Origin of the sequence: Microlunatus panaciterrae (assembly GCF_016907535.1) — a bacterium.
Lineage (GTDB): Bacteria > Actinomycetota > Actinomycetes > Propionibacteriales > Propionibacteriaceae > Microlunatus > Microlunatus panaciterrae.
Map to the genome: position 1 here is coordinate 3849628 of NZ_JAFBCF010000001.1, position 18556 is coordinate 3868183.

Sequence of the window (18556 nt, forward strand, 5' to 3'; positions counted from 1 at the left end):
CGCCTTTCGCTCAACTTCCTGGCCGCAGCCGCAGGCCTTGTGGGGTCATCTTGAAACCGGCCTGCTGCAACGCCTCGCTGACGACGGTCGAGGTGAAGACATGCGCTCCGTCCGCCCGCTCCACCGTCAACCGGCCCAGCAGGCCACGGGTCACTGAACGAGCGAGCGACTGGGCAGCGGGACCCAGTTGCTGCGGATCCTCGCTGAAGGAGAGCAGTGTCTTCCCGCCGCGCTCCACATAGAAGACCAATCGCCCGTTCACGAGCACCACCAACGCACCGGCCTTCCGGCCTGGCCGATGTCCCTCCCGCTCCGGCCACGGCAGCGCTGCGCCGTAAGGATTGGCGGGGTCGCAGGCGGCCAGCACCATGGCCCGTTGTTCGCGCGGCTCGTCCATCTGGGCTCGCAGCCGGTCGACGGCGCCCGGCAGAGCGAACTGGGCCGCGCCGAGCCCGTCCACGAAGTAACCGCGACGACACTCACCGGACTCCTCGAGCATGCTCAGTGCGCGGTAGGCGGTGCCGAAGCCACCGTCGGTGTTCTCGGTCAGCACACTCCCGCGGGTGAGCACTCCGTAGCGGTCCAGTTGGGCAAAGATGTCGCCAGCCAGCTGTTCGCGTGCGTTCGCGCTGCTGCGTGGCACCAGCGACCACCGGCCGGCCGTGGTGGGGGAGGAGACCCGTGGGGCCATCCGCGGCCGGTTGAGCCGTGCGCTCTGCAGCCGGGAGCCGTGCAACCGTGGCCGCGGCCGCCGTGGACTCTTCAGCGTGCCGCTGGCCGAGAAGGCCCGGACCGGCGCGAAGGTGTCGCCGGCCACCAGCCCGGCCCAGACCAGATCCCACAGTGCCGTGACGAAGTCCTGGCGTTGTCCGGCGGAGTCCGGCGGCAGCAGCGCGTCGAAGAAGTGGGCCCCGCCCCCTGACAGCCGATCCAGCAGCTGACCGGCGAGCGCGTTGGAGCGGTCGATCTCCGTTTCGAGCGGAGCCGGTGCAAGATCAGCCGGAAAGAAGCGCACCCAGCCGTCAGACTCACCGAGCGAGCCGTCGCCGACCCAGAACACCTCTCCGGCGGTGGTGAGTTCGTCCAGCAACGCGGGGGTGTAGTCGGAGATCCGGGCGGGGAACACCACCGTCTCCACTGCGCTGGCGGGAATCGGATAGCCCGCCAGCTGCTCGATCACCGAGAGCAGCCCGTCTGCACCGCGCGCCTCCGAGCCCACGCCCTGCCACTCGGGCAGGAAACGGGCGAACGCCACCTGCTCGACCGGCTCGACCCCCTTGCGCAGCACGGCCAGGGTCCGCCGTTTGATCAGGGCCAACACCTGGCTGTGACAGTACTGTCGGGTCTCGTGATGATCATGCTCGGCCGCGTCGGGGTCGTCGATGAACGAGCCGGCGACCAAGGTGCCGGGCGCACGTAGCGCCTCGAGAGCCGCCTTGACGACGGCCGGGCCGAGACCGTAACGGACCGCGATGTCCTGGGCCAGGAAGGGCCCGTGCGTCCTCGCCCAGCGCAGCACCAGGTCCTCGATCGGCGACTCGGACGGTGCGAAGGTGGCGGCGATCCCCGGCGGGACCGGGATGCCGAGCCCGTCCCGAAGCCGGGGAACGTCCTCGACGACAGCGAAGAACTCGGCCCCCGTGATCCGTACCGCGACGATCCGGCGGTCGGCCTCGAGCTCGGACAACGCGTCGCCGGGGTCTAAGCCGTCGGCGCACCGGAGCGCGAGCTCCGCCGCTGTGAAGGGACCGGCGGTCCGGACCAGGTCGAAGAGCTGCTCAGTGGTACGGCACTGACGCGACTCGCTCAGTCCCTGCAGGTCGGCCTCGGTGCTGGCGATCACGTCACGGTCGAGCAGCTGCTTGAGCCCGTCCTTGCCGAGCAGCTCGGCCAACAGGGTCGCGTCCAGCGAGAGTGCAGCGGCCTTCTTCTCCGCCAGCGGTACGTCGCCCTCGTAGACGAAGGCGCCGACATAGCCGAACAGCAGCGAGCGAGCGAACGGCGAGGGCTCGGGTGTCTCCACCTCGACGATCCGGATGTTGCGGGAGGCCAATCGACGCTGCAGCGTCAGCAGGCTGGCCAGGTCGAAGACATCGGTCAGGCACTCACGCATCGTCTCCAGCACGATCGGGAACTCCTGGTAGCGCGCTGCCACCGACAGCAGCTGCGCAGAGCGCATCCGCTGCTGCCACAACGGAGACCGTGCCCGCGGGTCACGTCGGGGCAATAGCAGCGCCCGGGCTGCGCACTCGCGGAACCGGGACGCGAACAGCGCCGACGAGCCCACCTCGTCGGTGACGACCGACTCCAGTGTCTCCGGGTCACACAGGATCAGGTCGGCGCTCGGCGGGTCGGTCTCGGTGTCGGGGATCCGCAGCACGATGCCGTCGTTGGTCGCCGTCGCCTGCACCTCCATTCCGTAGCGCTCCCGCGCCGAGTGCTCGATCGCCAGCGCCCACGGCGCATGCACCGCGGAGCCGAGCGGGGAGTGGATGCAGACCCGCCAGTCGCCCAGCTCGTCGCGGAAACGCTCGAAGACGATCGTCTGGTCGGTCGGCAGGGCCCGGGTCGCCTGCTGCTGCTCGTTCAGGTAGGCGATCAGATTCTGGGTGGCCCATGGATCCAGGCCGGCCGCGGCCATCCGGGTGGCGGCCTCGTCCGGAGGCATTGCGCCGACCTCGCGGACGAAGGCACCGAAGGCACGTCCGAGCTCCGCCGGACGAGCCGGTGAGTCGCCCTTCCAGAACGGCAACCGGCCGGGGGCCCCCGGCGCCGGCGACACCTGCACCTGGTCGTGGGTGATCTGCTCGATCCGCCAGCTGGTGGTGCCCAGCGTGAAGACGTCACCCACCCTCGACTCGTAGACCATCTCCTCGTCGAGCTCGCCCACGCGTCGACCGGGGGAGTGTCGCCCGGAGGCGTTGCCCTCACCGACCAGGAACACTCCGAACAGCCCGCGGTCGGGGATGGTGCCGCCGGAGGTGACCGCCAGTCGTTGGGCACCGGGACGGGCCGTCAACCGGCCGGTGTCGCGGTGCCACACCAACCTGGGCCGGAGCTCGGCGAAGTCCTCCGACGGGTAGCGGCCGCTGAGCATGTCCAGCACGGCTTCGTAGGCACTGTGCGGCAGGTCGGCGAAGTTGGCGGCTCGGCGGACCAGCGCGAACAGCTGGTCGACCTGCTGGTCCTCGGCAGCGACCATGGCCACGATCTGCTGGGCGAGCACGTCCAACGGGTTGCGCAGCTCGGCCACCTCCTCGATGGCGCCGACCCGCATCCGCTCGACGACGACCGCCGACTCGATCAGGTCACCCCGATGATTGGGGAAGAACACCCCACGTGAGACCGCGCCGACCTGGTGACCAGCACGACCCACCCGCTGCAGTCCGCTCGCCACCGACGGTGGCGACTCGACCTGGACGACCACGTCGACCGCGCCCATGTCGATCCCCAGCTCGAGCGAGGAGGTGGCCACCACGCATGGCAGTGCCCCGGACTTGAGGTCCTCCTCGATCCGGGCCCGCTGCTCCTTGCTGACCGAGCCGTGGTGAGCGCGGGCGATCACCGACAGCCGGGACTCGTCGGCGCCGGCAGAGGCACCCGACTGGGCCATCAGCTGAGCCGGTGGGGCGATGTCGCCACCCTCGGCCAGCCCGAGCCGCTCCGCCTGCAGCTCGTTCAGATGGGCGGTCAGCCGCTCGGCGAGCCGGCGCGAGTTGGCGAAGACGATGGTCGAACGGTGGGCGCAGATCAGGTCGAGGATCTGGTTCTCCACATGCGGCCAGATGGACGGGCGCCTCGGCTGGGCGAGCGGGTCGCCCGGCGCAGGCTCGGGCTGCCCGCCGGCGGCACCCAGGTCGCTCATGTCCTCGACCGGGACCACGATCCTCAGGTCCCAGTTCTTCTCCGCCGGCGGTGCCACGATCTCCACCGGATGCGGGCCGCCCAGGTAGCGTGCCACCCGCTCCGGCGGCCGCACGGTTGCCGAAAGTCCGATCCGTTGCACCGGCCGGTCCCGGCCCGGCCCGTCATGCTCCTCGGCGGCCAGCGCGTCCAGCCGCTCGAGTGACAGGGCCAGATGGGCACCGCGCTTGGTGCCGGCCAGAGCGTGCACCTCGTCGACGATGACCGTCTCCACCGAGCGCAGCGTGTCCCGGGCGGCCGAGGTCAACATCAGGAACAGGGACTCGGGCGTGGTGATCAGGATGTCCGGTGGCCGGCTGACCAACGTACGGCGGTCGGCAGCGGAGGTGTCGCCCGAACGGACCCCGACGCGGACGTCCGGTGCCGGGCCGCCGAGTCGCAGGCTGGTCTGGGTGATGCCGGCCAGTGGTGCCCTCAGGTTGCGCTCGACGTCGACCGCCAGTGCCTTCAGCGGCGAGACGTAAAGCACCCGGCAGCGCTGCTTGGCGGGGGGAGTCGCGCTGCGGGTCAACCCGTCCAGCGCCCAGAGGAACGCGGCCAGCGTCTTGCCCGATCCGGTGGGGGCGATCACCAGCGCGTTCTGCCCGGCCGAGATCGACTGCCAGGCACCCGCCTGGGCCGTTGTCGGTGCGGCGAAGACCTCCCGGAACCAGGTACGGGTCGCAGACGCGAACGAATCCAGCGGATCGCGGTCGACGGCAGCCTGGGAAGTCACAGTTCTATCTTGCCTGCTGCACCTGACAGGACCGTTCCGGCTCGGGCGACGGCGGGATCCTTGGCCCGCCTGGCAGTAATCGGGGTGCCGTCTGTCGGCGGCAGCCGGTACGTTGGCCGACGTGGCTGCTCCTTCGTCGACCCCTGCTGGACCGCACGCTGTGCCGGTCTCCCGCTGGCTGCCCGGGATGCTCGGCCTGGCCGCCATCTGGGGCTCGAGCTTCCTGTTCATCAAGGTCGGCGTCTCGGCACTGCACCCGCTCTATGTCGCTTTCGGCCGGGTGGCCAGCGGCGCGGTAGCCCTGCTCCTGGTTCTGGCCGTGCTGCGCCAGGGACTGCCCCGTGACCGGGTCCTCTGGCTCCACAACGCGTTCATCGGCGTTGTCGGCACGGTGCTGCCGTTCAGCCTGTTCGCCTTCGGGGAGCGGCACATCGACTCGTTGCTGGCCGGCATCTGGAACTCCACCACACCCCTGATCGTGCTGCCGATGGCGGTGCTTGTCTTCAGGACTGAACACCTGACGGTGCGTCGGACGGTCGGCCTGACGCTCGGTTTCGTGGGGGCGTTGGTCATCCTGGGCATCTGGCACGGCGCCGACGGCACCTCCGTCGCCGGCCAGCTGATGTGTCTGGCCGCTGCCTGCTGCTACGGCGTCGCGATCCCTTACACGAAGAGGTTCATCGCGCCGCGACCCGAGTCCGGGCTGGTGATGTCGACCTGTCAGCTGCTGGTGGCCTCGGTGGTGCTGGCCGTTGCGGCACCGCTGATCACCGGCACGGTGCCGCACCCGGACGCCCTGCCCTGGCAGGTGGTGGCCTCGGTGCTGCTGCTCGGCGCGGTCGGCACCGGGTTCGCCTTCATCGTGAACATGCGCAACATCCGGCTGGTGGGCGCCAGCACCGCCTCCATGGTGACCTACATCATTCCGGTGTTCGCTGTGCTGGTCGGCGTACTGGTGCTGGACGAGCACCTCACCTGGTACCAGCCGGTCGGCGCCGGGATCGTACTGGCGGGTGTTGCGGTGTCCCAGGGACTGCTGAGCAGACGACCATCCGCCCTTGCTCTGACGGACGGTGCCGCCGCGCCCACCGAAGCGTGCAGCGCCACCGGGCCCGTGGACTAGCCGGGGGACACCTCGGTCTCGGTGATGAAGTCGCGCACTACCTCGGCGAAGCGGTCGGGCTCATCGAGATGCGGGAAGTGGCCCGATCCCTCGAAGAGCTCGACCCGGCAACCCGGAACAGCTGCCTGCGCGGCGGTGGCGTGCCACGGCGGGATCATCCGGTCCCGCGTGCCCCAGACGACAAGGAGGGGGATCTTGGCGATCTCCGGCAGCAGGGCGCGAGCGCTGACGCTCTGCCCGCCCGGGTCGACCACGGCGCGGGTGGTGGCCAGGAACGCGCGCCGGCTGTCCGCGTCGCCCAGCGAGGCGTAGCCCTGCCAGAGCGCGGTCAGGTCCGACCCTGGCCGCCAGCCGGCCTTCGACAGGACCCGCCCGACGGACTCGGCGCGGCCGCGTACCCAGTTGGAGGCCACCACGCTCAGCACTAGTTCGGCGCCCGGCAGGGTGGCGGATCGGAGCAGCGGGCTGACCTCCCGGCCGAGGCCGCCGCTGCCGACGAGGATCAGGCGTCGCACCCGCTCAGGAAAGAGATAGCAGAACTCCAGTGAGATGCCGCCGCCCAGCGAGTGGCCCACCAGGGTGACGCGGTCGATCCCCAGCCGGTCCAGCAGATCCCGCAGCGTCGCGGCGTGGGCGCCGAGTGAGTAGTCGCCCATCGGCTTCGCCGATGCGCCGTGGCCGAAGAGGTCCGGCACGACCACCCGATGGGTGTCGTCCAGCCGGTCGATCAGGTGCGCCCAGTTCCGGTGGGAGCCGAGTAGCCCGTGGACGAAGAGCACAGCAGAGCCATCCCCGCTGTCCAGGTAGGACAGCGAGTGACCGTGCAGAGTCGCCGTCTGCGGGCTCAGTGTGCTCATGTTCCCTCCTCATCCAAGTGTAAGTTACCCGCAGGTAACCCTGGTCGCCTCGCGGTCCAGCCGCCCGCTCCGCCAGGGTGGATGGCATCGAGTTGGAGCGGTGAGGACAATGGCCGGGTGAAGGAAACGGAGCTGTGGTCCCGGATGCAGACGCACCTCGGGGTGGCCTATGCCGGTGTCTGGGCCGCCGAGTACAGCCTGGCGTCGTTGCGAGGCAAGACGGTCCAGCAGGCGTTGGCGGACGGCATCCCGTGCAAGACGATCTGGCGGGCCGTCTGGGAAGCCCTGGCCCTGCCCGACCGGGAGCGCTGACCCGAGGGTCTCCGAGTGGCAGCATGCGGCGCAAGCTGGGGCGCGTCAGCCACCGTAGGCTGCCATTCGACGCAGTCTCGGGGTGGGCGCCACGGATGCACTGGGTTTCTGCGGCCGATGCGGCGTGTCGGTCACGCTTCGAACAGGTGTTCGGTAAGTTATCCACTACAGCGATGAGCACGACACCGCTGTCCACAGCTTCAACGTCCCGCGGATTTTTGTCGGACGCTGTCCTTAAGGTCAGAACAACACCACATCAAAACCGTTCGTTCGCGAGAACACAGCACCTGCCCGGGTGCGAGGAAGGATCCATCATGGCCGTTGCAGATCGCAACAAGGCGCTCGAGACTGCGCTCGCCCAGATCGAGAAGCAGCACGGCAAGGGGTCGGTGATGCGCCTCGGTGAGGAGACCCGGGCCCCCATCGAGGTCATCCCGACCGGCGCGATCGCGCTGGACATCGCCCTCGGCATCGGCGGCCTGCCGCGCGGGCGCGTGGTCGAGATCTATGGACCGGAGTCCAGCGGCAAGACGACGGTCGCGTTGCACGCCATCGCGAACGCCCAGGCGGGTGGCGGGATCTGTGCCTTCATCGACGCCGAGCACGCCCTCGACCCCGACTACGCCCAACGGCTCGGTGTCGACACTGACGCGCTGCTGGTCAGCCAGCCCGACAACGGCGAGCAGGCACTCGAGATCGCGGACATGCTGGTCCGCTCCGGCGCGCTGGACCTGATCGTGATCGACTCCGTGGCGGCTCTGACGCCCCGGGCTGAGATCGAGGGCGAGATGGGTGACAGCCACGTCGGTCTGCAGGCCAGGCTGATGAGCCAGGCCCTGCGCAAGATGACCGGCGCACTGAGTGGAGCCGGCACCACCTGCATCTTCATCAACCAGCTCCGCGAAAAGATCGGGGTGATGTTCGGCTCTCCGGAGACCACTACCGGTGGCAAGGCGCTGAAGTTCTACTCCTCGGTCCGCCTGGACGTCCGCCGGATCGAGACGCTGAAGGACGGCCAGGAGATGGTCGGCAACCGGACCCGGGTCAAGGTGGTCAAGAACAAGGTGGCGCCGCCGTTCAAGCAGGCGGAGTTTGACATCCTGTACGGCAAGGGAATCAGCCGTGAGGGTGGCCTGATCGACATGGGCGTGGAGACCGGCATCATCCGCAAGGCGGGAGCCTGGTTCACCTACGAGGCCGACCAGCTGGGCCAAGGCCGGGAGAACGCCCGTGGCTACCTGCTGAACAACCCTGATCTGGCCAACGAGCTGGAGAAGAAGATCAAGGAGAAGCTGGGCATCGGCCCGCAGGTGGACACGCCGGCCGGCATCGACCCGGTGACCGGTGAGGTGGAGTTCTAGGTTGCCGGTCGACGGGCAGGACGTGGCTGTCGCCCCTGACGTAGCCACAGGCTCGATGCGGTCCGGAGCAGCGGGCGAGTCGGGTCCCAGCCGGCGAGGCCGCCGTCCGGGGTCCCGCTCCGGTCGCAGCAGTGCCGAACGTTCCGCGGGTGGTCGTGCCGCCCGGTCAGCCCCACCCACAGAACCGGCTGAGCCTGACGCCGACCCTGAGGCGCTGGCGCGCACGATCGTCCTGCGCAAGCTCACCGCTCAGGCGCGGACCCGGGACGAACTGGCCAAGGCCCTCAAGACCCGCAAGGTGCCGGAGGACGTGTCGGAGAAGGTGCTCGATCGGATGGAAGAGGTCGGCCTGGTCGACGACGCCGAGTTCGCCCGATCCTGGGTCTCGTCCCGGCAGGGCCGGCGGCACCTGTCCAAGACCGCCCTGCGCCGCGAGCTGGTCACCAAAGGTGTCGACCGGGACCAGATCGACGAGGCCCTCGACCAGGTCGACAGCGAGGACGAGCGGGCAGCCGCACTGGCGCTGGCGGAGAAGAAGCTGCGCAGCATGAGCGGGCTGGACCGCCAGGTGCAGTACCGCAGGCTGGCTGGCGCCCTCGGGCGGCGTGGTTTCGGCCCGGGCATCGTCTCTGGCGTGCTGAACGAGGTGCTGAACGCCGAACCCGAGAGCGATCAGTGGGGCTGAGGCTGGGTGAGCCCCGGAGCTGACCTGGTGGCTCGGCAGCCGACACGCTGTGGGGCCTGCCCGGCCCGCGGACCTGAGTCGCAACGTCGCGATGCTTGACCCGCCCGGTCGCCGGACCTAGTCTGCAAGAACGAGGGTTTCACCGCACGACTGACTATATGAATTGAGTACCAGGTCTTCGCAGGGGACTTGGATTGACGACAGACATTTTTCCTGATCAGGGCTAGCCGATGGCGAGTCCAGATAGCGCTTTCCTTCAACCGTTGCACCTGCCATCGGCGCGAGGGCGTGAACGGCCAGTCACTGGCGTTGTAACCCATCGGCGAGCACACGCGGGAGCGTGAAGATGGGAGCGCGACATGGGCATTGGAGTTTTCGAGCTTCTAATTCTGGGCGGCCTGGTCGTTCTGATCGTCCTCGCCTCGATTGCGGTCGTCTTCTTCCGTCAGCAGCGGGCCGTCCCGCCTTCGCCACCGGCGAACACCGAGACTGCGCCCCAGCCGTCTGCGGCCGTCCTGGCCCCGGATCCGGCGGAGTCAGAACGACGTGCCCTGCTCGAGGAGGAGGCGGCCGAGATCCGCTCCGAGGCGGACGCCTACCACCGTGACGCCAGAGCCAGGGCCGACGCTCTGCTCAGAGAGGCCCAGAGCTCCAGGCACGACGCCGACGACGAGATCAGGGCTCAGCGTGGCGAGATGCGCGAGCAGCGTCTCGACCTGGAACGACGCGAGCAGCGGCTGGCCGAACGCGAGGAGCGGCTGGATGCGGAGATCCGGGCACTCGAGGAACGGGCCCGGACCCTGGACGAGCTCAAGGCCGACTTGAAGGTGCAGCGTAAGTCTCTGGGTGAGGCTGAGGTGGAGCATCAGCAGGCGCTGGAGCGGGTGGCCGGACTCACTGCCGAGCAGGCCAAGGCCGAACTGGTCGCCGCAGTGGAACACGAGGCGAAACGGCGTGCGGTCATCGTCGAGCGCGACATCGAGCGGCAGGCCATCCGCGACGGCGAGACCAGAGCCCGCAGCATCATCGTCGGAGCGATCCAGCGCGTCGCCTCGGACCAGACTTCGGAGTCGGTCGTGTCGGCCGTCCACCTGCCCGGCGACGACATGAAGGGCCGGATCATCGGTCGCGAGGGTCGCAACATCAGATCCTTCGAGCAGGTGACCGGTGTCAACGTGATGATCGACGACACCCCGGAGAGCGTGCTGCTGTCCTGCTTCGACCCCGTCCGCCGAGAGACCGCCCGCATCACGCTGGCGGAGCTGGTGAAGGACGGGCGGATCCACCCGGCCCGGATCGAGGAGGTCCACGAGCGCAGCAAGCACCAGATCGAGGCGCAGTGCCTGCGGGCTGCGGAGGACGCGATGGCCGAGGTCGGCATCTCGGATCTGCACCCGGAGCTGGTGCCGATCCTCGGTGCCCTGCGCTACCGCACGTCGTACGGCCAGAACGTCCTCAAGCACCTGGTCGAGTGCGCCCACATCGCCGGGTTGATGGCAGCCGAGCTCAGGCTCGACGTCGAGCAGTGCAAGCGCGCGGCGTTCCTGCACGACATCGGCAAGGCGCTCACGCACGAGGTCGAGGGGTCGCACGCGCTGATCGGGGCCGACCTGGCCCGCAAGTACGGTGAGAACCCCGACGTCGTGCACGCCATCGAGGCACACCACAACGAGGTCGAGGTGCGCACCGTGGAGGCGGTGCTGACCCAGGCGGCCGACGCCATCAGCGGCAGCCGGCCAGGTGCCCGCAGGGAGAGCATCGAGGCCTACGTGCAGCGGCTGGAGCGGCTCGAGGAGATCGCCGCCGCTCGCGAGGGCGTGGAGAAGGTGTTCGCCATGCAGGCCGGCCGGGAGATCCGGGTGATGGTGGCACCGGACGTGGTGGACGACATCGAGGCGCAGGTGCTGGCGCGTGACATCGCCAAGCAGGTGGAGGAGGAGCTGACCTACCCGGGCCAGATCCGCATCGTCGTCGTCCGGGAGTCGCGGGCGACTGAGACGGCGCGCTGACGTCGTGACCGTCCCCGATCGGGCCTCGATCGACGAGGCCGCCCTCGACATCGCGCCGCTCGATCCAGAACGCGTCCGCACGGACTTCCCGTCACTGGCCTTCGGTACCGCCCATTTCGACTCACCGGGAGGGACCCAGACACCCACACCGGTCATCGAGGCGATCGCCGATGCATTGCGTGCGCCTCTGGCCAACCGGGGGACCCGGACCCCCGCAGAGCGCAACGCAGACTCGATCGTGCGGGCCGCCCGGACGGCGATGGCAGACCTGCTGAACGCCCAGCCCGGCGGCGTCGTCTTCGGCCGCAGCGCCACGGCGCTGACGTTCGACGTCTCCCGGATGCTGGCCGCCGGCCGCTCGGGCACGGACGGCACGTCTGAGTGGCGGCGCGGCGACGAGATCGTGGTCAGCCGGTTGGATCATGACTCCAACATCCGGCCCTGGCTGCTGGCCGCCGAGCGCGGCGGCCTTGTGGTCCGCTGGGCGGAGTTCGACCCGGCCACCGGGGAGCTGCCGACCCGGGCGGTCGCCGACCTGTTGTCTGAGCGGACGAGGCTGGTGGCCGTCACCGGTGCAAGCAACCTGATCGGCACCAGGCCAGACATCCCCGCTATCGCCGATCTTGTGCACGCCGCCGGTGCGCTGCTCTACGTCGATGGGGTACATCTCGCCGCCCATGCACTGGTCGACCTGGCCGCCCTGCGGGCCGACTTCCTGGTCTGCTCACCGTACAAGTTCCTCGGCCCGCACCTCGGTGTGCTCGCGGCACCACCGGCGTTGCTGGACACACTGCGACCGGACAAGCTGTTGCCGTCCAGCAACGCGGTGCCGGAGCGGTTCGAGCTGGGCACGCTGCCGTACGAGCTGCTGGCCGGGACCACAGCCGCGGTCGACTACCTCGCCGGGCTGGCCGGTGGCGCCGACCGTCGACAGCGCCTCACCCGGGCGTACCGACTGCTGGATGCCCACGAGTCCGCCCTGCTGAGCCGGCTGGAGGGCGCACTGGCCGAGCTCGACCGGGTCACTGTGTACAGCCGTGCCGCCAGCCGCACCTCGACCGTGCTGTTCTCCGTAGCCGGGATGACGCCGGGCGAGGTGTCGGACCGGCTGGCCGAGCGTGGGCTCAACGCACCGGCCGGCAGCTTCTATGCCCTCGAGGCCTCCAGGCACCTGGGCCTGGGCGATGGTGGTGCAGTTCGGGTGGGACTGGCGCCCTACTCCAACGCCGACGACGTCGACCGGCTCGTCTCGGCACTCACCGAGCTGGCGGGCTGACCGGTCGGAGAGCGACAGCCGTCAGTCGGTTGGCCAACGCGGTCCAGGCGTCCGCATCGGGATGGCGTGGGGCAGTCAACAGCGGCGACAACGCCTGCCAGAGGAACGGATGTCGCCTGCGATACCGTTGCAGCAGCCGGAGCGTCTCATCCGGGGGCAACACGCGGTGTTCGGGGCGCGACCAATGCTGGCTTCCCAGGCGGACTTCGAGCGCGCCGGATGACTGTAGGTTGAGGAACCAGTCGCTCTGCGGGCCGCGGGCCGAGACGACGAAGACCTCCGGTCCGGTCGGGTCATAGTCCACCACCTCGAGCACGGTGTCCCGCCGTCGGCCAGTGTGCCGTCCGAGATGGACGAGGTAGATGAGCCTTCGGCCGAATACGGCGCCCGCACCCATCCGGAAGAGCACCACGGGGAGTCGGAAGGCCCAGAGCAGCGGTCCTCTGGGTCTGCGGTTCAGGATCCCCCCGGAGCGTCGGTTTCGACTCATGCTCTCGACTCCCGCGGAGCCGGGGTATGCAGTGCGGTGAGAATCCCTTGATGGGTGATCCAGCCCACCAGTGCGTGGTCGTCGGGGTCGAGGACGGGCAGCCCGCTGCCCTGTTCGGCCACCAGGGCCGAGAGGGCGTCCGAGACGGTGGAGGTGGTGGTCACCAGAGGCGGCAGCTCGGTGAGGTCTGCGACCCGCCTTCCGGCGGACGTCTCATCGTCGAAGGCCTCCGCCACCGCCCGCGCCGTGACACATCCGTGATAGCTGCCGTCCGTGCCGACCACCGGCAGCATCCCATGATCTGACCGGGCCAGGGCCCGCGCCGCACTCGCGAGGTCGTCGTCCTCGCCCAACGGCTGGGGGAGCCGCTCCAGAACCGACGACACCGGCATCGACGACGGCTGGTCCGGTGAGGCCGGTCGGTCCAGATCGATGCCGCGGCGCCGAAGCTTGCGGGTGTAGATGGTGTCCGGGGTGAGTGCGCGGCTGGTCAGGGTAGCGATCACGATCGCGGTCAGCATCGGCAGAATGATGGTGTACTCCCCGGTGAGCTCGAACAGCACGATCACGGCAGTGATGGGGGCGCGGGCCGCTCCGGCGAAGGCCGCGCCCATCCCGATCAGACCGTAGACACCTGGAGCGGCGGTCAGATGAGGCAACCAGGCGTGCGCAACGGTTCCGAACGCCGTGCCGGCCGTCGCCCCGATGAAGAGCGAGGGTGCAAAGACGCCACCGGAGCCCCCGATACCGATCGTGAGACTCGTCGCCAGCATTTTCCCGGCCATCAGGAGCAGGAGGAACCCGAGCAGGTAGCGGCCTTCGACGGCGTTCTCCAGCACGGGATAGCCGACACCGTACATCTCCGGCAGCACGAGCAGCACCACCCCCAGCAGCAGACCTCCCGCGGCTGGGCGAAGCCACTCGGGTCCGCGCCAAGCCCAGTCGCAGACGTCCTCGATGAGGTAGAGGACCCGGCTGAACAGTACGCCGATCGCGCCGACCACCAACCCCAGCAGGATGAACAGCAGGTACTCGACGGGGCTCCGGAGGGTGAAGGCCGGCAGCGACAGGAAGGCCTCGTCACCGAGCACGGCGCGGCTGACCACACTCGCCGTCACGCTGGACAGCACCACAGCCCCGAAGGACTCCACAGCGAAGTTGCGGAGGATCAGCTCCATGGCGAACATCGGCCCGGCCAACGGGGCGTTGAAGGTGGCCGCGATGCCACCGGCAGCGCCACAGGCGACGAGCATCCGGAGCCGACCCTCCGGCAGCCTGGCGATCCGACCGACAGTGGATCCTAGGGCGGAGCCGATCTGGACGATGGGGCCTTCGCGGCCGACCGAGCCTCCCGAACCGATGCAGAGGGCCGAGGCAACTGCCTTGACCACGCTGACCTGAGCGGGGATGCGGCCGCCCCGCTCCGCCACCGCGTACATCACCTCCGGCACTCCGTGGCCCCGTGCCTCAGGGGCGAACCGATGCACCAGCGGCCCGTAGATCAGACCGGCCACGACGGGGGCGATCAGCAGGAACCAGGAACCGAGTCCCGGGAACCATCGATGGGGCTCGCCCGCTGCGGCCGAATAGTCAGCGTGTCCACTGAACAGCAGAGTGAATCCGTTGATCAGCCAGCGGAAGGCGATGGCGCCCAGGCCGGCACCGGCTCCAATGGTGATCGCCAGCACAACCAGGCCCGTCGAGCTTTCCCGCAGCCACCGGTGTAGTGGCTGATGTGCCGGCACCGGAAGGGCGACCGGTCGGGGCTGACACGGACGACTGCTAGATGACATATATTGCAGTATGCAACATTTGCAGAGAGCGCGTCTATTCGAAGTTTGATAGAACTGGATTGGTGAGCCATGAACACAACAGGAAGTCGACGGCGATTGAGGATGTCGACGCGGTCACCGATGCTGTGCTGAATGCCTCACGGCTGCTGGTGGCGGTGTCGGCTCGGTCGATCGCCTCGGTGGACGAGACCATCACCATTGCGCAGTTCAGGCTGCTGGTGGTGTTGCAGATGCACGGTCCGCTGAAGTCGAGCACTTTGGCCGACCATCTCGACGTCAACCCGTCGACAGCGACTCGGATGCTGGACCGCCTGGTCAGCGCCGACCTGGTCGACCGGCGAGCCAACCCCGACTCGCGACGCGAGTTGTTGATCAGTCTCACCACCAAAGGCGAACGGGTCGTTGCGCAGGTAACGGACAAGCGGCGTTCCGAGATCAGCAACATCGTGCGCCGGATGCCCGCGGAGACGCGGACCGAACTCGTCCGGGCCCTGACCGCCTTCACCACCTTCGGCGATGACGTCGTGGTCGGGAATGTTCCGTGGTTATGAGGAGCGTCAGCTCAGCGGGCGGACGGCAGCTCAGGCGTTCCCGCCGTCGCGGGCGATGAGCGTGGTGGCCGCTCCGACCTGCAGCTGCGGGTCCGGAGCCGAGCCCGCAGGCCCGCCACCCCGCCGGCGCGCCTGCATCCGCCCCTCGAGCAGCCGGGCAAGCCTGGTCAACGCGTAGTTCATCACGATGAACAGGACGGCCAGCACGATGAAGGTGGGGATCAGGTTGCCCTTCGAACTGGCGAAGTTCTGTCCGGCCCGGATCAGCTCGGAATAGGAGATGATGTAGCCGAGCGCCGAGTCCTTCAAGATCACCACCAGTTGGCTGATGATCGAGGGCAGCATGGCGGTGATCGCCTGAGGCAGCAGGATCGAGGTCAGCGTCTGGGTGGGGGTCAGGCCGATGGCCAACCCGGCCTCGCCCTGGCCCTTGGGCAGCGAGTTCACCCCGGATCGGATCAGCTCGGCGATCACGCAGGAGTTGTAGAACGTCAGACCCGCGACGACGCCGAAGAGTGACAACACGTCGCCGGTCATCTGCAGGGCGTACAGGGCGAAGTAGTACGAGAACAACATCATCATCAGCACCGGTACGGAGCGGAAGAACTCGACGAAGATGCCGCAGACCCAGCGCACCGGAGCCAACCCGGACAGCCGACCCATCCCCAGCAGGATGCCGAAGATGCTGGAGAGGACGACGGCGATGGCGGCAGCCGTCACCGTGGCCCGGAGACCAGGGAGGAAGTAGGCCGTCCACGCCTCGGCGCTGATGAACGGCAGCCACTTCTCCGCCGTCAGCTGGTTGTTCTCCGGGTTCGCCAGGGCACGCAGGACGAACAGCAGCACACCCGCCAGCGCCAGCACCCCGATCACGCCGAGGACGACGTGCCGCCGCTTGGCGCGAGGCCCGGGAACGTCGAAGAGGACGCTCGTCTGGGCGCTCATCGCTTCACCGACAGCCGCCGGGACAGCGTGGTGAAGAGCACGCCCATCGGCAGGGTCAAGATCACAAAGCCGGTCGCCATGATCGCAAAGATCGCATAGAGCAGGGAGGAGTCGAACTCGAGCATGCTCTTCATCAGGTAGGAGGCTTCTGCGACGCCCACTGTCGCGACGACCGTGGTGTTCTTGGTGAGCGCGATCATGACGTTCCCGAGTGGCGCGATCGCGCCTCGGAAGGCCTGGGGCAGCACCACCTGGGTCAGGGTGGGGCCGAAGCCCAGGCCGATCGCGCGCGCCGCCTCAGCCTGCCCCTGCGGAACGGTGTTGATGCCGCTGCGCAGCGCTTCCGCGACGAACGACGCGTGGTAGACGGCCAGGGCGATGACGCCGAACCGGAAGTTGTTGTCGACGATCGACGTCGGGGAGTCGCTCGATGCGAGCCGCATCCCGAGGGTGTTGTAGAGACCGAACGCGCAGAAGAACACGATCAGGGTGAGCGGCGTGTTGCGGACGACGGTGACGAAGGCGGTGCCGAAGGCACGGAAGACGTTGACCGGTGAGACCCGCAACACCGCGACGACGGTACCGATGATCAGTGCCCCGATGGCGGAGAAGAAGGTCAGCTTGATGGTCATCCAGAATGCCGCGAGGACGTCGTACTTCTGGAGCAGCTCAATCATGGCAGGTCACATCGTCTCCATCCGAGGATCGCTCCCTGCTCGAGGGTGCGACCCGAACCGGGTTCGGAGCGCACCCTCGAGATGGGAATCAGGAACAGGTGTCCGGCTTCGGCGGGTTCTTGGTGCTGTCTGGCTTGAAGCCCGAGGGCCCGACGGTGTCGTCGAGGGCCTTCTGCCAGGAACCGTCCGACACCATCTTCTCGAGTGCGGTGTTCACCTTGCCGCAGAGCTCCGTGTCGCCCTTCTTCAGGCCGACCCCGTAACGCTCCTCAGAGAACGGCTTGCCGACGAGCTTGAGCTTGCCCTGGTACTGCGACTGGGCGGCGAAGCCGGCCAGGATCACGTTGTCGGTGGTCACAGCGTCGATGGCACCGGAGTTGAGCGCCTCCACACACTTGGAGTACGTGTCGTACTCCTGCAGCTGCACCCCGGAGGCGTAGTTGTCCTTGATCTTCTTCGCCGAGGTGGACCCGGTGACGGAGCAGAGCTTCTTGCCGTTCAGCGTGTCGGGTCCGGTGATGTCGGTGTTGTCCGCCCGCACCAGGAGGTCCTGGCCGGCGATGAAGTATGGTCCGGCGAAGGACACCTTCTGCTTGCGGTCGTCGGTGATCGAGTAGGTCGCGAAGATCAGCTTCACCTGTCCGCTCGAGATGAGCGTCTCACGCTGGGCCGAGGGAGACTCCTTGAAGGTGATCTTGTCCTCGGCGTAACCGAGCTGCTTGGCCACATACTTGGCCACCTCGACATCGAAGCCGGTGAACTTGTTGCCCTCCTGCTGGCCGAGGCCCGGCTGGTCGAACTTGATCCCGATGGTGATCGAGTCGCCGCCGCCGCCGCCGCCACCGCCACCTCCGCCGCCACTGCCGCCGCCACCGCAGGCGGCCAGGGTGAGTGCCAACGCCGCACTGGCGGCGATGGCGCCGATCTTTGTGATCTTCTTCATGTCATCCTCCGGAGAGTCAGGAACGAGTTCGTCTTGAGTGGGCCGACCACACGCCCTTGTGTGTACTGCCTGCGCCGGGGGCGCACCTGAGCTAGTGGGTCAGGATCTTGCTCAGGAAATCTTTGGCCCGCGCACTCTTCGGCGCGGTGAAGAAGGTGTCGGGATCGGCTTCCTCAACGATCTGACCGTCGGCCATGAAGACCACCCGGTTAGCGGCCTTGCGGGCGAACCCCATCTCGTGGGTCACCACGACCATGGTCATGCCCTGCCGGGCGAGGTCGACCATCACGTCCAGCACCTCGTTGACCATCTCCGGGTCCAACGCCGAGGTCGGCTCGTCGAAGAGGATCACCTTGGGGTTCATGGCCAGCGCACGAGCGATGGCGACGCGCTGCTGCTGGCCGCCGGACAGCTGGGCGGGGTATTTCTCCGCCTGGTCCTGCACGCCGACCCGAGTGAGCAGCTCCATCCCACGCTTGCGTGCCTCAGCATTGGACAGCTTGCGGACCTTGATCGGACCGAGCGTGACATTGTCCAGGATCGTCTTGTGGGCGAACAGGTTGAACGACTGGAAGACCATGCCGACATCGGCGCGCAGCTTGGCCAGTCCGTTGCCCTCAGAGGGCAGCGGCACCCCGTCGATGCTGATGGTCCCGGACTGGATGGTCTCCAGCCGGTTGATCGAGCGGCACAGCGTCGACTTGCCCGAACCGGACGGTCCGATGACGACAACGACCTCGCCCTTGCCGATGGTGAGATTGATGTTCTGCAGCACATGCAGCTCACCGAAGAACTTCTCGACGTCCGTGAGCACCACCAGCGGCTCACCGACGTGGTTGCGTATCGCACCGGTGGTCGCTGTGGCGCTGTCTGCGTTCTCGGACATGCCACCAGG

At 68.2% G+C, this 18556-nt stretch carries 15 protein-coding genes; 7 read left to right on the top strand and 8 right to left on the bottom strand.

What is annotated here, in order from left to right:
• Positions 1 to 10 precede the first annotated feature (10 nt).
• Positions 11 to 4639, bottom strand: a complete 4629-nt coding sequence (locus JOE57_RS17575; RefSeq protein WP_338041371.1) for an ATP-dependent helicase — start codon at positions 4637 to 4639, stop codon at positions 11 to 13.
• Between the two features lie 121 nt (positions 4640 to 4760).
• Here JOE57_RS17575 and JOE57_RS17580 point away from each other — a divergent pair, with 121 nt between their 5' ends.
• Positions 4761 to 5762 (top strand): DMT family transporter, encoded by a 1002-nt coding sequence (locus JOE57_RS17580; protein WP_338041372.1) that lies wholly within the window; start codon positions 4761 to 4763, stop codon positions 5760 to 5762.
• Here the strand turns inward: JOE57_RS17580 and JOE57_RS17585 are convergent.
• Positions 5759 to 6619 carry an alpha/beta fold hydrolase gene (locus JOE57_RS17585; RefSeq protein ID WP_204919936.1) on the bottom strand — a complete coding sequence of 287 codons (861 nt, stop codon included), beginning with the start codon at positions 6617 to 6619 and terminating at the stop codon, positions 5759 to 5761. The two genes, JOE57_RS17580 and JOE57_RS17585, sit on opposite strands and share 4 nt — an antisense overlap.
• Before the next feature lie 117 nt (positions 6620 to 6736).
• On the opposite strand from JOE57_RS17585, the gene JOE57_RS17590 reads away from it, so the two are divergent.
• The 5 genes from JOE57_RS17590 to JOE57_RS17610 all read left to right on the top strand — a co-directional run bounded on the left by JOE57_RS17590 (position 6737) and on the right by JOE57_RS17610 (position 12262).
• Positions 6737 to 6931: a DUF3046 domain-containing protein gene (locus JOE57_RS17590; RefSeq protein WP_204919938.1), complete on the top strand. Its 195-nt coding sequence runs from the start codon at positions 6737 to 6739 to the stop codon at positions 6929 to 6931.
• Between the two features lie 314 nt (positions 6932 to 7245).
• On the top strand, positions 7246 to 8292 hold the full coding sequence (gene recA / locus JOE57_RS17595) for a recombinase RecA (RefSeq protein WP_204919940.1): 1047 nt from the start codon (positions 7246 to 7248) through the stop codon (positions 8290 to 8292).
• A 22-nt stretch (positions 8293 to 8314) separates the two neighbouring features.
• Complete coding sequence (locus JOE57_RS19030; RefSeq protein WP_204919942.1) at positions 8315 to 8977, top strand: RecX family transcriptional regulator; 663 nt, start codon at positions 8315 to 8317, stop codon at positions 8975 to 8977.
• Positions 8978 to 9336: 359 nt separating this feature from the next.
• A complete protein-coding gene (gene rny, locus JOE57_RS17605) occupies positions 9337 to 10986 on the top strand; it encodes a ribonuclease Y (RefSeq protein ID WP_204919943.1) in 1650 nt (549 codons plus the stop codon).
• Positions 10987 to 10990: 4 nt separating this feature from the next.
• Entirely contained in the window at positions 10991 to 12262 is a 1272-nt protein-coding gene (locus JOE57_RS17610) for a cysteine desulfurase-like protein (protein ID WP_338041373.1), read from the top strand.
• Here the strand turns inward: JOE57_RS17610 and JOE57_RS17615 are convergent.
• On the bottom strand, positions 12243 to 12752 hold the full coding sequence (locus JOE57_RS17615; protein ID WP_204919944.1) for a nitroreductase family deazaflavin-dependent oxidoreductase: 510 nt from the start codon (positions 12750 to 12752) through the stop codon (positions 12243 to 12245). The genes JOE57_RS17610 and JOE57_RS17615 overlap by 20 nt on opposite strands.
• Positions 12749 to 14545, bottom strand: coding sequence for a chloride channel protein (locus JOE57_RS17620; protein ID WP_204919945.1), 1797 nt, complete (start codon positions 14543 to 14545; stop codon positions 12749 to 12751). Before JOE57_RS17620 ends, JOE57_RS17615 begins: the two co-directional genes overlap by 4 nt.
• 62 nt (positions 14546 to 14607) lie before the next feature.
• Here JOE57_RS17620 and JOE57_RS19035 point away from each other — a divergent pair, with 62 nt between their 5' ends.
• A complete protein-coding gene (locus JOE57_RS19035; protein WP_204919946.1) occupies positions 14608 to 15096 on the top strand; it encodes a MarR family transcriptional regulator in 489 nt (162 codons plus the stop codon).
• Between the two features lie 30 nt (positions 15097 to 15126).
• Here the strand turns inward: JOE57_RS19035 and JOE57_RS17630 are convergent, their stop codons facing one another.
• The 4 genes from JOE57_RS17630 to JOE57_RS17645 all read right to left on the bottom strand — a co-directional run bounded on the left by JOE57_RS17630 (position 15127) and on the right by JOE57_RS17645 (position 18547).
• Positions 15127 to 16041: an amino acid ABC transporter permease gene (locus JOE57_RS17630; RefSeq protein ID WP_204919947.1), complete on the bottom strand. Its 915-nt coding sequence runs from the start codon at positions 16039 to 16041 to the stop codon at positions 15127 to 15129.
• A complete protein-coding gene (locus JOE57_RS17635; protein ID WP_204919948.1) occupies positions 16038 to 16718 on the bottom strand; it encodes an amino acid ABC transporter permease in 681 nt (226 codons plus the stop codon). The genes JOE57_RS17630 and JOE57_RS17635 overlap by 4 nt, the downstream gene beginning before the upstream one ends.
• An 88-nt stretch (positions 16719 to 16806) precedes the next feature.
• On the bottom strand, positions 16807 to 17661 hold the full coding sequence (locus tag JOE57_RS17640) for a glutamate ABC transporter substrate-binding protein (protein ID WP_204919949.1): 855 nt from the start codon (positions 17659 to 17661) through the stop codon (positions 16807 to 16809).
• Between the two features lie 91 nt (positions 17662 to 17752).
• Complete coding sequence (locus JOE57_RS17645; RefSeq protein ID WP_420827693.1) at positions 17753 to 18547, bottom strand: amino acid ABC transporter ATP-binding protein; 795 nt, start codon at positions 18545 to 18547, stop codon at positions 17753 to 17755.
• Positions 18548 to 18556 lie beyond the last annotated feature (9 nt).

Bases quoted from the DNA above. Each gene is read 5' to 3' on its own strand.
- recA (WP_204919940.1), top strand. From the start codon at position 7,246: ATGGCCGTTGCAGATCGCAACAAGGCGCTCGAGACTGCGCTCGCCCAG.
- JOE57_RS17585 (WP_204919936.1), bottom strand. From the start codon at position 6,619: ATGAGCACACTGAGCCCGCAGACGGCGACTCTGCACGGTCACTCGCTG.
- JOE57_RS17635 (WP_204919948.1), bottom strand. From the start codon at position 16,718: ATGATTGAGCTGCTCCAGAAGTACGACGTCCTCGCGGCATTCTGGATG.
- rny (WP_204919943.1), top strand. From the start codon at position 9,337: ATGGGCATTGGAGTTTTCGAGCTTCTAATTCTGGGCGGCCTGGTCGTT.
- JOE57_RS17620 (WP_204919945.1), bottom strand. From the start codon at position 14,545: ATGTCATCTAGCAGTCGTCCGTGTCAGCCCCGACCGGTCGCCCTTCCG.
- JOE57_RS17615 (WP_204919944.1), bottom strand. From the start codon at position 12,752: ATGAGTCGAAACCGACGCTCCGGGGGGATCCTGAACCGCAGACCCAGA.
- JOE57_RS17645 (WP_420827693.1), bottom strand. From the start codon at position 18,547: ATGTCCGAGAACGCAGACAGCGCCACAGCGACCACCGGTGCGATACGC.
- JOE57_RS17640 (WP_204919949.1), bottom strand. From the start codon at position 17,661: ATGAAGAAGATCACAAAGATCGGCGCCATCGCCGCCAGTGCGGCGTTG.
- JOE57_RS17630 (WP_204919947.1), bottom strand. From the start codon at position 16,041: ATGAGCGCCCAGACGAGCGTCCTCTTCGACGTTCCCGGGCCTCGCGCC.